Origin of the sequence: Erwinia persicina NBRC 102418, assembly GCF_001571305.1 — a bacterium.
GTDB lineage: Bacteria > Pseudomonadota > Gammaproteobacteria > Enterobacterales > Enterobacteriaceae > Erwinia > Erwinia persicina.
In genome coordinates this window covers 54,012-68,745 of record NZ_BCTN01000001.1, presented here as the reverse complement: position 1 = coordinate 68,745, position 14,734 = coordinate 54,012, and the positions used below count along the sequence as shown (strand labels likewise).

Genomic DNA, 14,734 nt, shown 5'->3' with positions numbered 1-14,734 from the left:
GTCCATTGCAGACGCCGTTTTTTTTAGTCGTTACGACAGTACCCTGCGCCGATCGCGCCGCACCGAGTAGATAAAGGCGGCAATAAACAGCAGGGCGAACAGCACCACGATCGTCGGGCCGGGCGCACTGTCCAGAAAGAATGACAGGTAAGTACCGCTGAAGCACACCACCACCGACAGCACGACGGCGAAAATCATCACGCTGGAGAAGCGGCGCATCAGCAGCACGGCGATCGCCCCCGGCGCAATCAGTAGCGCAATCGACAGCACAATGCCCACTGCCTTCAGGGTGGCAACGATAGTCAGGGCAATCATACTCAGCAGGCCGTAATGCAGCAGCGTGGTGTTCAGCCCGCTGGCTTTCGCCTGGTGCGGATCGAACGCGTGCAGCACCAGGTCGCGCCACTTGACGCCGATAATCAGCGCAATCAGGCAGGCAATGCCGCCGCTTTGCAGCAGGTCGCTGGTGGAAATACCGAGCATATCGCCAAACAGGATATGGTCGAGGTGAACCTCTGATTTGACCGAGATATAGAGGATCAGCCCGGCAGCAAACATCCCGGAGAAGACGATGCCCATCACCGTATCCTGCTTGATACGGCTGTTCTCTTTCAGGTAGCCGGTGGCCAGCGCGCAGAACAGCCCGGCGCAGAACGCCCCGACAGCAAGGGGGATGCCAATAATCCAGGCGATCACCACGCCGGGAAAGACCGCATGGCTCATTGCATCACCCATCAGCGACCAGCCCTTGATCACCATAAAGCTGGAGAGCAGGGCGCAGGGGATCGCCACAATCACCGAAATGGCCAGCGCAGTGTGCATAAAATCAAACTCAAGCGGGCTTAACAGCAGTTCGGTCATAGTCATATCGCCTCCTGCTGCGGGCTGGCCGCGCGTCGGCGTCGGGCCAGCAGCCCGTGTTTAGGCGCAAAAACAAAGGCGGTGAGGAAGACCAGCGTCTGCGCCACGACGATGATGCCGCCGGTGGCACCGTCCAGGTAGTAACTGACCCACGCGCCGAAGAAGCTGGTGGTGCTGCCAATCAGTACGGCAATCACCAGCAGCCGCTGGAAGCGGTCGGTCAGCAGATAGGCCGTGGCTCCGGGGGTGACCACCAGGCAGATCACCAGGAACGCGCCGACGGTCTGCAGGGCAGCAATGGTACAGGCCGCCAGCAGAGTGAAGAACAGCAGCTTGAGGCGCGTCGGATTCAGGCCGACGGAACGCGCATGATTCTCGTCGAAGAAGGTCACCATCAGATCTTTCCACTTCACCAGCAGGATCAGCAGGGAGACGAAGCCGATGACCGCCAGCTGAATAATATCCTCCGGGGCTATTGCCAGGATATTGCCCAGCACGATGGTCTGAATATTCACCGAGGTGGGGTTAAGCGACACCATAAACAGGCCAAGGCCAAAGAAGGAGGAGAAGATCAGCCCGATAATCGCGTCCTCCTTCAGCCGGGTACGCTGGTTCAGAAACAGCATACTGCCCGCGGCCAGCCCGCCGGAAAGAAACGCACCGAGAGCAAAGGGCAGGCCGAGCATATAGGCTCCGGCCACGCCGGGGACAATCGAGTGGGAGAGGGCATCGCCAATCAGCGACCAGCCCTTCAGCATCAGATAGCAGGAGAGAAACGCGCACACGCCGCCCACCAGCGCCGACACCCACATGGCGTTAAGCATGTACTGATAGTGAAAAGGTTCAGCCAGCCACGCCATCAGCCATTCCCCCGCACCACCGACAGCGCCGGCTGGGTGTGACCATCGCCAAACACCACATCGCGCAGCGCACCGCTAAAGGCATTTTCCAGATTTTCCCGGGTGAAGGTGGTGGCGGTCGGCCCGCAGGCCAGCACCGTGCCTTTCACGATCACCGTGTGGTCACAGTATTCGCTGACCGAGGCCAGGTTGTGGGTGGAAACCAGCAGGGTGCGGCCCTCATCGCGCAGTTCGTGCAGCAGGCTGATAATCTGACGTTCAGTGTTGACGTCCACGCCGGTAAAGGGTTCATCCAGCAGGATCACCTGGCCGCGCTGGGCGATGGCGCGCGCAAGGAACACGCGTTTTTTCTGGCCGCCGGAGAGTTCGCCAATCTGCCGCAGGCGAAACTCTGCCATACCGACGCGCTCCAGCGCCTCGGTGACCAGGCGCTTATCCTCTGCGCGGGCGATGCGCAGCATGCCCATATGGCCGTAGCGGCCCATCATCACCACATCTTCCACCAGCACCGGGAAAGACCAGTCAACGTCCTCCGACTGCGGCACGTACGACACCATATTCTGTTTCAGTGCCTTGTGTGCGGGCTGGTCCAGCAGGGTAATCGACCCCTTCGAGAGGGGGACAAACCCCATAATGGCTTTAAACAGTGTCGATTTACCGGAGCCGTTGATCCCCACCAGCGCGGCGATGCTGGCACCGGGCACCTGTAAGGTGGCATCGCGCAGGGCGGTGTGCCCGTTGCGGTAGGTGACCGTCAGATCGTTAACCCGAATGCCGTCGGGCGCCGTCTGTGTGTTGTTCATTTTGCCAGCCCCTGCCGAATGCCGTTAACGATGGTATCGCTGGTAACGCGCAGTAAGTCGAGATAGGTCGGTACCGGCCCATCGGCAGCGCTGAGGGAGTCAACGTACAGCACGCCGCCGTAGTGGCTGCCGGTTTCGCGCGCCACCTGGCGGGCGGCCTTATCGGAAACCGTGCTTTCGCTGAACACGGCGGGGATCTTCTCCTGCTTCACTTTATCGATGACTTTACGTACCTGCTGCGGGGTGCCCTGCTGATCGGCGTTGATCGGCCACAGGTAGAGCTCTTTCAGCCCGAAGTCGCGCGTCAGGTAGGAGAACGCGCCCTCGCTGGTAACCAGCCAGCGCTTGTCCGCCGGGATCTGCGCCAGCGCCTGCTGCACCGGCGCCACGGTGGCGTTGATTTTTTCTTTATAGGCGGCCGCATTTTTGCGGTAAGTGTCGGCATTGGCCGGGTCATACTTCACCAGCGCATCGCGGATATTATCCACGTAGATCAGCGCATTTTTCGGTGACATCCAGGCATGGGGATTCGGTTTACCACTGTAGGGGCCGTCGCTGATCCCCATCGGGACAATGCCGTCAGACACCACCACTTCCGGCACCCCGGGAAGATGTTGATAAAAGCGCTGGAACCACAGTTCCAGGTTCAGGCCGTTGGCGAGGATAAGCTGGGCACCCCGGGCGCGTTTGATATCACCCGGTGTGGGCTGATATTCATGGATTTCTGCTCCGGCTTTAGTGATCGACGCGACGTCGGCAGCGTCACCCGCTACGTTTTTCGCCATATCCGCAATCACGGTGAACGTGGTGATCACTTTGAATTTTTCCTGTGCCACTGCCGGTGCCAGCGGCAGCGAGGCGAGCAGAGCAGCACAGATCCATCCTTTTAACCGGAACAGTAAACACATAGAAATCCCCCAGAAAGCGCTTAAAAATAGAACGTAATTAGCAGTTGCTATAAGGTATAGCACAGGCTATATCGCCATGTGAATGTTTTTTGTGTGGGATTACGCAGATTGACAAATGACCGTCTGAGAAATAAAACCGCGGGTATCGCTTGCGATGAGCGGGACAAATGTTATCCCGGCGGCCGACAGTCCCGCGCCCGATGGCGATTATTCCCACGCAGGCGGCAAATTTATCGTCCAGACTTAAACCAAAGGCATAGTCTGCGTCCGCATTGTGCTTTACACTGCGCGCTGCAAAAACTCAGTAGATAAATGACAGAACAGGCGGAAATGGCGATGAACGGAACAATCACAACCTGGTTTAAAGATAAAGGTTTTGGTTTTATCAAAGACGAAAACGGCGATAACCGTTATTTTCATGTGATTAAGGTCGCCAACCCGGATTTGATTAAAAAAGACGCGGCAGTGACGTTTGAGCCCACCACCAACTCCCGGGGCTTATCGGCCTTTGAAGTGAAAGTGCTGCCGGAAAGTAACTATATTTATATCGCCGGCGAGCGCCTTAAGCTGACGTCGATCAAGTCTTACCTGGTGTACAGCGAAGAAGTCCCTGCCGATACCCGTATTGATAAAGAAAATACGGTGCTCTCCGTGGGTATTCTGATGAGCAGTATCCGGCCGAAAACGGCCACCGCGCCGGGTGAAATGCGCACGCTGAAAAAGCTGGCGATCACCACCTTCCAGGGGACGACATTAATTTTCTCGGAAGATGAAATTGACGTGGACAGCACGGTAAAAATGCTCAAGATCTGACGGTTGACGCAACACCGGCAGTGAAATAAAAACCCGCTCAGGGAAACCTGAGCGGGTTTTTTACAGGCGCCAATGTGATAACGCCGCAAAAAACAACGCTGTGCTGTCAGGGTAGCGGAATGATCATTCGGGCGCTGACAGACCGCCCTGTGACAGAAGCGGATTAAGCGTGAAAAAAAGGTGCATTACCTGATGAGCCGTAGTCCTCTGGCCACCAGATTGCTGAACCCTTCACAATGGGCATGATCCTCTGCGGTACAGCGGGCAGCATGCTTCAACCCCCGGCTTAATCGTTGCAATCTGCGGACAGTGGCGTCAATTTCCCTGGCACGACCAGCAAGGCGCTCCCGGTCAATGACAGTTCCACCTTGCGTATTGAACATGCCGGCCATTTCATCCAGGGTAAATCCGGCAGCCTGCCCCAGGGCGATCAGCTGCAGTTTATTCAGCACATTTTTGTGATACTGCCTTCTCAGGCCGTTACGGCCAATGGGATGAATGAGTCCTTTCGTTTCGTAAAACCGTAACGCCGAGGGCAGCACGCCGGAAAGATGAGCCACTTCCCTGATATCCAGTTCTTCCATCATTGACTTCAACCTGACTTTAAGTTGCACACTGGCGACCAGCTTACCATTATCATTAAATAAGGACGAAAAAATGGACAATGTGACGCTGTTTCAGGCGGTCATAACAGGTATTTGCGCCACTCTGGTGATGGATTGCTGGTCACTGATCCAGAAGCCCATCTTCGGCGTTCCGCCGTTGAATTATGCCCTGGTCGGACGCTGGGTTTTATGGCTGACCAGAGGAAAAATGCGTCATAACACCATCGCTTCCACCTCATCTGTGCATAACGAACTGCTAGTCGGGTGGGGTGTTCATTACCTGACCGGGATCCTGTTTGCCTTTATACCGCTTTTGCTGGACGGGCCGGACTGGTTCCGTGCACCTTCTGTTACCACGGCTATGCTGGCAGGCCTGCTAACACTCATTGCGCCTTTCCTGATCCTGCAGCCCGCCCTGGGTTTTGGCATTGCGGCTTCCCGCACGCCCCGCCCATGGCGGGCCCGACTGCTGAGTGTGATCACCCATCTGGTGTACGGGTCAGGACTGTATATCGCGGCTCTGGTTATAAACTCATAAAGGTAAAGCCGTTGAGCCAGGCGTTCGACGGTCAGTCCCTTTACCGTTCAACGCGGCCTGCCAGCGGCATCCGCTTAAAAGCAGGTGCCATCGGGGAGGCTTTCCGTTTGCTAAGGGGATGCCTTAAACTACGCTGCGCAGGTCACCACCGCTGGACAATGCCCCTGGCTGGCTGTCATTCCGGGTCTTCAGACCGGTGAAAGAAGGGCCATCGGTGTCTGCTTACAATCCACTCCCATTCAGTTCCGGTTAACGATGGGGGATCCGCTATTCATACTGAGGAAGTAAGATGCGTTTGCAAGAAACCCGCCTGACTCAAACCCTCGACCCATCGTCGTTTAAAGAATGAGTCAGCCGCTGTTTGTTTCTCTGGATGGCCCTAAGGGAGCCGGTAAAACCACCCTGCTGGAGGCCATAACAAAAGTGCTGAGGGCTGACAATAAGAAGGTGATCCGACTTTGCGAGAGAAAAAGCGATCCCTTCAGGGCGGAAACCATGGCCCTCGTTAACCGGCTCGCCAGAAACCCCGCTCTGGATGTAGAACGGGAGGTGTGTCAGCGCCTGGCTGACAGCCGTGCCTGGATTTCCCGGCATGTGCTGACGAAACAGCCGGCGGACAGCATTATCCTGATGGATCGCTGGTACCCGTCAGATGCCGCGTTTCGCCGGATGGTTCCCTTTGCCGAAATTTTACAGCTGAACACGGAACGACAGGTGCGAGCGCCTGACCTGCATGTCGGGGTTGTGACTGCGCCTGATATTTCATGGGCCAGGGCCACGTCCCGGCCGCGCGGGCTGAGCAGTACGGTGATGTCTTCCCTGGAAGAGCATGCTGCCTGTACCCGGGCATTTGAGCGGGAAATGGCAAATTACGGCTGGGTATTGTGCCGTAATGAAGGAACGCTCGAAGACGCAACCATGCAGATTATCGCTGAGATCTACAAACTGCCCGGTTGCCCCACAGGTGCCGGCCGCCAGTAATCAGGGCAACCCCTTGCGTATGCACGACAGGGCAGGATCGTCCAGCGGGCAGGGGCAGGGGCAGGGGCAGTCTGCTCTGTGCCAGAGCGAACGCTGCGGCATTTTAGTCTGGTATCAACAAGTATATGATCAGGCTAGTCGGGAACTTCCAGTTGCTATTGTGTTGTTTTCTCCCCCCTTCACGATAAGTGTGAAAGGAACATATTAATTCAGGATTACGCGTCACGGTGAAACGCCAAGAAACTGAAAAAAATAAATAGTGAGAATATGAGCTAAAACGGTAAGATCTGCAACCTGATCCAGTCTTAAGATGAAAGCACTCCTGAGCGCATAAATTCCAGGGTGTTTCCATCTTACTATGTTCTTTTTCTGGCACAGAGCGGCCAGGCCAGGCGGAAGAGCTGCTGCGAGTGTGGAGCGGACGTAAGATTACTCTAAAATCTTGCATTAATTATTTTTTATTACTTGGTGTTTTCTTTTTAAATTTTTCCTGCCAATTTTACCATTCTTGGTTTTAAATATTAAAAAAGTAAATTAATTCTCATTTCGAGAATTAATTTCAGCGTGAAATTCTTGGTGTTCCGCAGGTAATATTTATTATGTTGGCATAGTCGAGCAGCTAATGAATCATTTTTTGGTTTAAAATTTCCTTTCTAGCTCGGTCGGTGAACTATTCGTAATATAATGGGTAATCGAAAGTATATGGAAAGATAGATGTTTGTATATAATGCCTGGTGATAAGCATCACCAGACTTGCTTTTTATTCCCGAATTATTGGTTATTAAATCCTCAGCCATCGTAGATGATTGACCAATTTTGTTTCATGTTGATAAAATTTAAGTAGGGTCATTTTCTGGCATAGAGTACCACTTTTCGTACAATACAACCAATTAGTAAAGTTGGTTGTATTATTAGATTGGTTAGCTTTATTGGTTTTTAAATTTATGAAAAATAAATATCGTGATGACATTTTGTTATTACGCTATAGAAATTATTCATTGTACGACTAAAGATTAGTGCGTATAGAATTCAATTATTCTAAGGGGGAGGCCTGTATATCATGAAGTCTGTTACTGAAATTCAAGTAAAAGAAGAGCTGTTATGTGACCAACGTTTACTTCATAAGAATGAACATAATGAGGTTTTTTTATCTTTTTGCAATCAGTCTAACGCCTCAGAATACATAGCTCATGCTTTATTACACGAACATCATTATTACAATGACCACATCAGGCCTCTGACTGACCTAATGAATTTGTTAGAATGTGCCAGGCAGGCTGAAACATATATTGTACACAAATTTGAAAAACAACCACTTGACACACGATTTATTTTAACTGGCTGGGCTTGTAATTTCACCGCGAACTTTATTCCCACCACTGACTTGTTAAATCATTATGTTACTTTAAAAATAATGACAAATAATACGCGACGGGTGAAGCAAAGACTTTTCTCTCAATCTTATAATATTGGAATTTATCAAGACTCTTTACATATAGCAGATGTTTACATGTCAGTGAAATACATGACAGACAATGCCTATTGTGTTGTGCGGAAAGAGAAAATAAAAGGTTACTTGTTAAAATCAATACTTAAACTTGATAAGGAATCAAGAATAAACCCTGAAAGAGTATTTCGCAGTGCAGAAAATAATGTTGTCGTGGATATGCCCGTTTTTAATGAAAATATAATAATTTCAAAACTTGCTGTCAATATGGATAATACAGCCTATTTTGATCATGCTCAGGATCACTACCCGGCAATGGTGTTGATGGAGGCTGGTAAACAAAACTGCCAACTTTGGATATATAAATCAGAGGTGGGGGTGTTCCCTGTTCTAATTGAAATGAAAAGTAATTTTTTTCATTATGCAGAGCTTAATAAAGATGTTGAAATTATTTCAGTTAAAACCTCAGATGTTCCAAACAGCACAATGATATTTGATGTCTATTTGAGGCAGGGAGGAGTGGCTATTGCCGAGATGCAATATTCATTCAAAGTAATTGACTAGTACAAAGGTGAAAACATGGATGAAGTCAAAGATAAGGTTGTCGGGATTCTTGTGGGGAATTTTGGACTTAATGAGGAAAAGGTCAAAGAAAATAATGACCTTGAAAGCCTGGGAGTTGATTCCATTATAACGATTGAAATTCAGCTAGATTTAGAACGCGAGTTTAATATTAAAATTCCGGATGGAGATATCCTTACTAATTTCACAGTGCTAGATATTTCAACTTATATTAAAAATAAGGGCTGAAATTATGTTGGATAACGACACCCGTATTGCTGTTACCGGGACTGGCTTGGTATGCCCCGCTGGAATCAATGTTGCTACAAGTTGGGATTTTTTCCTCGCTGGTAAATCAGCGGCACGAAAATGCGAGAAATTGGAAGGGCTCGAAATTGATTATGCCTGCTGCATTCCGGATTTTGATCCTGATAAATTTCTCGGACGTAGTCTGGCAAGGCGTATTGACAGATTTATTCAGTTAGCCCTTGTTGCATATCGCGAAGCAGTAGCGGATGCGGGGCTTGATCCAAAAACATGGAATGGCGCACGTGTTGGCGTGGTGGTAGGAAACTCACTTGCCGGGATTGAGCGATTACTGCATGAACAGCAGGTTCTCCAGTCAGAAGGTGATCGGATGGTTTCACCCTCTACTATCCCTGGCGCAATGATGAATATGGTCGCAGGACAGATCGCTATTGACTGTCATGCAACTGGGCCCAGCTTGCTTGTGAGCACGGCTTGTGCTTCTGGTATCACGGCTATTGATACGGCCTGTAACTGGATTAAACAGGGGCTTTGTGATGTGGTAATTGCTGGTGCTTCTGAAGCTCCGATCGTTCCTTTAATCGTAAGTGGTATGAATCGACTAGGAGCTTTGTCCAAAAATCCCGACATCAGTCATGCAAGCAGACCTTTTGACCGAGATCGCGATGGTTTTGTTATTGCTGAGGGCGCCGGTTTTGTGGTTCTGGAGTCCAAAGAAAATGCTGTCGCGAGGGGGCAAGAGTTACTGGCTCTTGTAAGTGGAACAGGTCTCACAACGGATGCTTACCATGTAACCACGCCTCATCCTCAAGGGGTGGGGTTGTCAGCAGTCATTAAGCAAGCATTGAATAACGCGGGCTTACAAGGTGAAGATATTCAGTATGTCAATGCACATGGGACTTCCACGCGCTTGAATGATGTCACTGAGGGCCGAGTCATTGAAAAAGAAATTGGACGGCATGTCTCTGTAACGTCATTAAAGGGGGCTATCGGGCATACATTAGCAGCAGCTGGAGCTGTGGAAACAGTAATGACTATTCTTTCGGTTAAACATGGGATCATTCCACCAACAGTAAATCTCAGCTCTGTGGATCCCGAAATTAATCTTGATGTTGTTTACGGAGAATCTCGTGAACTCAAAATCCGTCATGCCTTAAAATTGTCAATGGGATTTGGTGGCCATAATGGGGCACTTATCATTTCTTCTAACGAACAGGCCTGAATATGAATATTTTCAATAAGATCAAACTCGTTGCTATTGACGTTGATGGTGTACTTTTAACTGATACCTACAGCCCCGCAATTAGATCCTTTGTTGAACAACACGGAGGTGTTTATACACCAGAGCTGGAAAGGCAGGTCTGGGGCTCTCCTCATATTGCAGGGGGGCACAATATGTCCTTAGCCTGCAAACTGCCATGGTCGGCTCAAAAAACTATAGAAGCGTTTTTTCAACATCATGGGAAGTATATTGAGGAAAATCCTATAGAGGTTGTGCCGGGTGCTGAAAGTTTCCTTGGCCTTTTACAGGAGTTTAATGTCAGAGTGACATCATACGGCGGACGGAAAAAGGAATATATCTTTGACAAGCATATGTCTTCGTTAAAAAATTACTTCGATAAAGAAAAGTCATATATCGATACTAACTCCATCAGGCCTGGTGTAAGGGAGATTACTAAAGATATATTTCATTTAGACTTTGATGAGGTCTTATTCATTGACGATATCAATAGAATGGCTGAGGTCGCTAGATACTACAGAACTGGTTTTATCGGGACTCCGGTAACAAATTATCAAAAAGAACAGATGCAGGAAACAGGAGTGAGGTATATAGCTTCATCAGTATCCGCTATTACAATGGATATGCTAATTCAAATCGATGAGGAATTGATTTCAGTAAAGCACTGGTCATGAAATTAAATAATTTGAGGTGTGATCGATTATGAAAAAAATAACGCTTGGACATTCTAATTTTAATGTTACAGCCGAAGGTTATGGTTGCATGGGATTGTCCGAATTCTACGGTCTGACGTCAGAAATCGATGCAGAGAGAATGCTCGAACGAGTCATTGAAAAAGGCGTTAACTTCCTCGATACTGCAGATATCTATGGCTATGGACATAATGAAAAACTTCTTGGAAAGGTTTTGAAGAAACATTCTGATGATGAGATTATTTTGGCGACAAAATGCGGAATAGTGCGGGATGTTAACAATCCTCTTCACCGTGAAGTCAATAACAGCCGTGGTTATATTTTGAGCTGCTTTGAGAGGAGTTCGGAAAGACTAGGCAGAAGGATTGATTTGTATTATCTGCACCGGGTTATTCAGGATCCGGATACACTCAGAGAAGCCATGGCGACAATGCATCAATTAAGGTCTGATGGCAAGATTGGTGCAATCGGTCTTTCAGAAGTTAACGCCGAAACCATCAAGCTTGCACATGAGTTGTTGCTGAAATTGTCTGATGGTGAATTTGGCTTGAGTGCAGTTCAGACAGAGTACTCATTGATGTCCCGTGATATTGAAAATAATGGGGTCCTGGATACATGTAATAATCTGGGAATCTCTGTCGTTGCATACAGTCCTGTAAGTCGGGGATTGCTTGGAGGGAAGCTACAGGATCTCAGTACCCTCTCAGAAAATGACTCCCGGCGTTATCTACCGCGTTTTATGGGGTGTAATCTTAAAGCAAACAATGCCATCGTTGATGGATTGAGGACATTTGCTAAGAGTAATGCAATTACTCCCGCTCAAATTTCTTTGGCCTGGATAATGAACAACGAGGCGAAGATCATTCCAATTCCTGGAACCCGGACGCCTCAATTCCTGGATGAAAACATTCAGGCTGCTGACATAACGTTAACCCCAGAACAGATTTCAAGTATCAATGATATATTATCAAGCTATGAAACTGCAGGGACACGTTATCCTGAGGAGTTCATGAAAGCCTATGGCATGATTAAATAAACGGACAAGTGCATGACTGAATTAATTAAATTGACAGATGAAAAATCGGGGTTACCCGTATTTAAACTCGGTATCATAGGTGCAGCTCTCTTTCTTTCAATCCTCACTGAGGCGCTTCCTGCAGGATTCCTTCATTCACTGGAACAGACTTTCAGTGTAAGCGCTTCCGAAGCGGGTCAATGGGTGACGTTGTATGCCATCGGTTCTCTGTTGTCGGCTATCCCTTTAACACTGGCAACACAGCACTGGTCAAGAAAAAAACTATTATTAATTACATTGGCAGGATTTGCTGTATCAAATGCTGTCACTGCTGCAGTTGATTCGTTTATTGTTACGCTTGTAGCTCGCTTTTTAGCTGGGATCTTCGCCGGTCTCTTATGGGCACTGGCTGCGGGCTATGCTGGTAGAATGGTGGCTCCGGCTCATCAGGGTAGGGCTATAACAATTGTCATGCTAGGCGTTCCACTGGCGCTTTCTCTGGGGGTTCCGGCAGGAACATTCTTGGGAAATATTTATGGCTGGCGTACTATTTTTTATACTATGACGGTTCTGGCCGGTTTGCTTTTTATTGCTGGAGCATTCGCTTTACCGGACCAACCGGGAATAAGTCATGCAGAACGTATTTCTGTTGGCAAAGCAGTATCTATACCAGGAATTAAAACGATTTTATTAGCGACGTTTGTTTTTTCACTCGGTCATAATATGATGTATACATACATTTCTCCGTATTTAATGACATCATTGGATAGTAGATTTATCAGTACATTTCTGTTGATTTTTGGCGTGATGGCCGTCATCAGTATTATAATTACTGGTGTGTTTATAGACAAGCATCTTAAGTTACTTACATTGTGTGGATTGTCTCTATTCATCATGTCGTCTTTGATATTCTCTTTATTTTTTGACAGCGTTTATTTCGTTATGAGCGGTGCATTTTTATGGGGATTGGGTTTTGGTGGCGGTGCAACATTATTTCAGACAGCATCCGCACGTACTGCTGGTAATGCTGCTGATATAGCGCAGTCTCTCATGGTAACTATCTGGAACATGGCAATTGCTGGCGGTGGTCTTGCAGGCGGTTTATTACTGGATCAGTTCGGTATTTTATCCCTTCCTGTAGTGTTAACAGCACTACTAATATTTTGTCTTTTTATTGTTAAGAGAAGTAAGGCTCAAGGATTTTCCCGCATTTTGAACTAAAAGAGGAAGATATGAATTTATTTATTGATTTGCATATGCATACTCATGCAAGTGCACATGCCTACAGTTCAGCATTTGAATACATCATGGAGGCTAAGCGTAAAAATATGCTGGCAATAGCAATAACGGACCATGGGCCTGCTCTAGATGATTCCCCTCATAAGTGGCATTTCCTTAATTTGTATGCTATCCCAGAACGAGTAGATGGGATCCGAATATTAAAAGGAATTGAAGCCAATATTTTTAAGGACGGCAGTATTGACTGCGATAACCTGATGTCAGAAAAACTTGATTTTGTTATGGCGGGGTTTCACGATGCAGTGTATCCCCCATGTTATGATGTAACAAAAAATACAGACTGTCTGATCAAAGTGATAAATAATCCATCTGTGAAAATTATCGTTCATCCTGGTAATCCTAAGTTTCCTGTTAATTACCGAGCTATTGCCACTGAAGCTGCCAGAAATAATGTCGCACTAGAAATAAATAGCGGTTCTGCAGTTGCCCGCAAAGGGAGTTCGGCAAACTGCCGTGAGATTATCGAAGAAGTTAAGTCCGCTAATGGGTATGTTTCTGTCGGTTCGGACGCACATTACTGCTCTCAGATGGGCAATTTTGAACATGCACTGAAACTGCTAGAAATGCAGAAGTTTCCAGAGAAAAAAATCATCAACTCATCTTTGATGCTTACATCGTCTTTCCTTGAGATCAAAGAATTATTGCATTGATAACTATTATCTCTTTAAAATCTGAGCCTCAGTGCTTTCAGTATGGCTATTTTCAGTCACGCTTTTGATAAATTCGGTACGTAGAGAAATATCTAATTTATTATTCCACGCAAGACCTAACGGCCATTCACTTTGACATCCTGTCAAAGCCTGACATGAAAAATTGGACTTTAAAAAAGAGATGATACTATGAGGAAGGATTGTAACTCCCATTCGTGATCCCACTAGAGCCAGTACACTGTAGACATTTGTCAAATATTCAGCTGGTTTTTTATAAAAGTTACGTATTTTAAGATAGTCACTGACGATATAATGCAGCTCTGGATTACTGATCTCACTGAGTAAAATAAGATTGTTTTCATCAATCAGATTATCGATGGTTTGTTTTTTATTTTTTATATCTGGATGTGTGACAATACATAAGAAATCCTTACCAAGAGGTATGGACGATAAGTTATCTTCTCTTGGTTTGCGCATAAAACCTAGATCAATCCGACCTTTTAATAGCTCTTGCTCTTGTTGCATGGAGGACATTTCAATAAGCTTTATATTAATATTAGGATACTGGGAATTGAATGAGTTAACGATCTCTGGGACTATACTGAGAAATGATGATGTGTATCCAATGTTAAGGTGACCAGTTTTTCCTGTGCGGATTTTTTTTGCAACACATAAAAAATGATTTATTTGTTCATCAAGCAACAAGGCATTCTGGTAAAGCATTTCCCCTTCTTCGCTCAGTTTTGCACCATGATTATCGCGTTCAAAAAGAGATAAATCTAACTCATGTTCAAGTACGTTTATCTGCTTTGTTAGTGCAGGCTGAGTAATAAATAATTTCTCAGCAGCTTGCCTATAGCTCTGGCTCTGTGCCAGCATAATGAAAGATTTCAGTAGCTTATTATCCAACCAGGCTGCTCCACACGGATTATTATTTTGTATGCTAACTGCAACGTCAAACGATGACAAGCCTGTTAGAATAGTGTTGTGACCAAGAACAGCAGGGTAGTGCACGGGTAGGGCACCTGTCATGTTTTCGTTGCTGATTAAAGTCTTCATAATCTTACCTAAATATCGCCGGAGCGATTTTGACCTGTTCTTTGGCATATCTTAAGAATCAGTTGGTCTGGCCTCTCACGCTGTCCCTGATATATTTTGGTATATACGCTTCCCTGCGAACATTCAGATAACCCA

Annotated in this window: 16 protein-coding genes; 10 read left to right on the top strand and 6 right to left on the bottom strand. The window is 47.3% G+C overall.

Going from position 1 to position 14,734, the window contains the following annotated elements; genetic code table 11:
- Positions 1 to 30: 30 nt before the first annotated feature.
- The 4 genes from EPE01S_RS00320 to EPE01S_RS00305 are packed head-to-tail and all read right to left on the bottom strand — an operon-like array spanning position 31 to position 3,432.
- Positions 31 to 867, bottom strand: coding sequence for a metal ABC transporter permease (locus EPE01S_RS00320; protein WP_062742586.1), 837 nt, complete (start codon positions 865 to 867; stop codon positions 31 to 33).
- On the bottom strand, positions 864 to 1,721 hold the full coding sequence (gene sitC, locus EPE01S_RS00315) for an iron/manganese ABC transporter permease subunit SitC (RefSeq protein ID WP_062742585.1): 858 nt from the start codon (positions 1,719 to 1,721) through the stop codon (positions 864 to 866). The genes EPE01S_RS00320 and sitC overlap by 4 nt, the downstream gene beginning before the upstream one ends.
- Positions 1,721 to 2,524, bottom strand: coding sequence for a manganese/iron ABC transporter ATP-binding protein (locus EPE01S_RS00310; protein WP_062742584.1), 804 nt, complete (start codon positions 2,522 to 2,524; stop codon positions 1,721 to 1,723). Before EPE01S_RS00310 ends, sitC begins: the two co-directional genes overlap by 1 nt.
- Positions 2,521 to 3,432, bottom strand: coding sequence for a metal ABC transporter substrate-binding protein (locus tag EPE01S_RS00305; protein ID WP_062742583.1), 912 nt, complete (start codon positions 3,430 to 3,432; stop codon positions 2,521 to 2,523). The genes EPE01S_RS00310 and EPE01S_RS00305 overlap by 4 nt, the downstream gene beginning before the upstream one ends.
- A gap of 330 nt (positions 3,433 to 3,762) precedes the next feature.
- Between EPE01S_RS00305 and EPE01S_RS00300 the strand changes: the two genes are divergently transcribed.
- On the top strand, positions 3,763 to 4,245 hold the full coding sequence (locus EPE01S_RS00300; RefSeq protein ID WP_062742582.1) for a cold-shock protein: 483 nt from the start codon (positions 3,763 to 3,765) through the stop codon (positions 4,243 to 4,245).
- Between the two features lie 185 nt (positions 4,246 to 4,430).
- Here EPE01S_RS00300 and EPE01S_RS22695 read toward each other — a convergent pair whose 3' ends face one another.
- Complete coding sequence (locus EPE01S_RS22695; protein WP_072277385.1) at positions 4,431 to 4,829, bottom strand: MerR family transcriptional regulator; 399 nt, start codon at positions 4,827 to 4,829, stop codon at positions 4,431 to 4,433.
- A gap of 73 nt (positions 4,830 to 4,902) precedes the next feature.
- Here EPE01S_RS22695 and EPE01S_RS00290 point away from each other — a divergent pair, with 73 nt between their 5' ends.
- The 9 genes from EPE01S_RS00290 (at position 4,903) to EPE01S_RS00250 (ending at position 13,540) form a co-directional block, all read left to right on the top strand.
- Entirely contained in the window at positions 4,903 to 5,388 is a 486-nt protein-coding gene (locus tag EPE01S_RS00290) for a DUF2938 domain-containing protein (protein ID WP_062742580.1), read from the top strand.
- 345 nt (positions 5,389 to 5,733) lie between these two features.
- Entirely contained in the window at positions 5,734 to 6,369 is a 636-nt protein-coding gene (locus tag EPE01S_RS00285) for a dTMP kinase (RefSeq protein ID WP_062742579.1), read from the top strand.
- A gap of 1,060 nt (positions 6,370 to 7,429) precedes the next feature.
- A complete protein-coding gene (locus tag EPE01S_RS00280) occupies positions 7,430 to 8,380 on the top strand; it encodes an AfsA-related hotdog domain-containing protein (RefSeq protein ID WP_062742578.1) in 951 nt (316 codons plus the stop codon).
- 15 nt (positions 8,381 to 8,395) lie between these two features.
- Positions 8,396 to 8,626, top strand: coding sequence for an acyl carrier protein (locus tag EPE01S_RS00275; protein WP_062742577.1), 231 nt, complete (start codon positions 8,396 to 8,398; stop codon positions 8,624 to 8,626).
- Between the two features lie 4 nt (positions 8,627 to 8,630).
- On the top strand, positions 8,631 to 9,866 hold the full coding sequence (locus EPE01S_RS00270; protein WP_062742576.1) for a beta-ketoacyl-[acyl-carrier-protein] synthase family protein: 1,236 nt from the start codon (positions 8,631 to 8,633) through the stop codon (positions 9,864 to 9,866).
- Between the two features lie 2 nt (positions 9,867 to 9,868).
- Complete coding sequence (locus tag EPE01S_RS00265; RefSeq protein ID WP_062742575.1) at positions 9,869 to 10,558, top strand: HAD family hydrolase; 690 nt, start codon at positions 9,869 to 9,871, stop codon at positions 10,556 to 10,558.
- Between the two features lie 28 nt (positions 10,559 to 10,586).
- On the top strand, positions 10,587 to 11,612 hold the full coding sequence (locus tag EPE01S_RS00260; RefSeq protein ID WP_072277369.1) for an aldo/keto reductase: 1,026 nt from the start codon (positions 10,587 to 10,589) through the stop codon (positions 11,610 to 11,612).
- Positions 11,613 to 11,624: 12 nt separating this feature from the next.
- Positions 11,625 to 12,812, top strand: a complete 1,188-nt coding sequence (locus EPE01S_RS00255; protein WP_062742573.1) for an MFS transporter — start codon at positions 11,625 to 11,627, stop codon at positions 12,810 to 12,812.
- 11 nt (positions 12,813 to 12,823) lie between these two features.
- Positions 12,824 to 13,540, top strand: coding sequence for a PHP domain-containing protein (locus EPE01S_RS00250; protein WP_072277368.1), 717 nt, complete (start codon positions 12,824 to 12,826; stop codon positions 13,538 to 13,540).
- 6 nt (positions 13,541 to 13,546) lie between these two features.
- Here the strand turns inward: EPE01S_RS00250 and EPE01S_RS00245 are convergent, their stop codons facing one another.
- The gene (locus tag EPE01S_RS00245; RefSeq protein ID WP_240043851.1) at positions 13,547 to 14,599 is read right to left on the bottom strand and encodes a LysR family transcriptional regulator; all 1,053 of its coding nucleotides are present in this window, start codon (positions 14,597 to 14,599) and stop codon (positions 13,547 to 13,549) included.
- Positions 14,600 to 14,734: the final 135 nt, after the last annotated feature.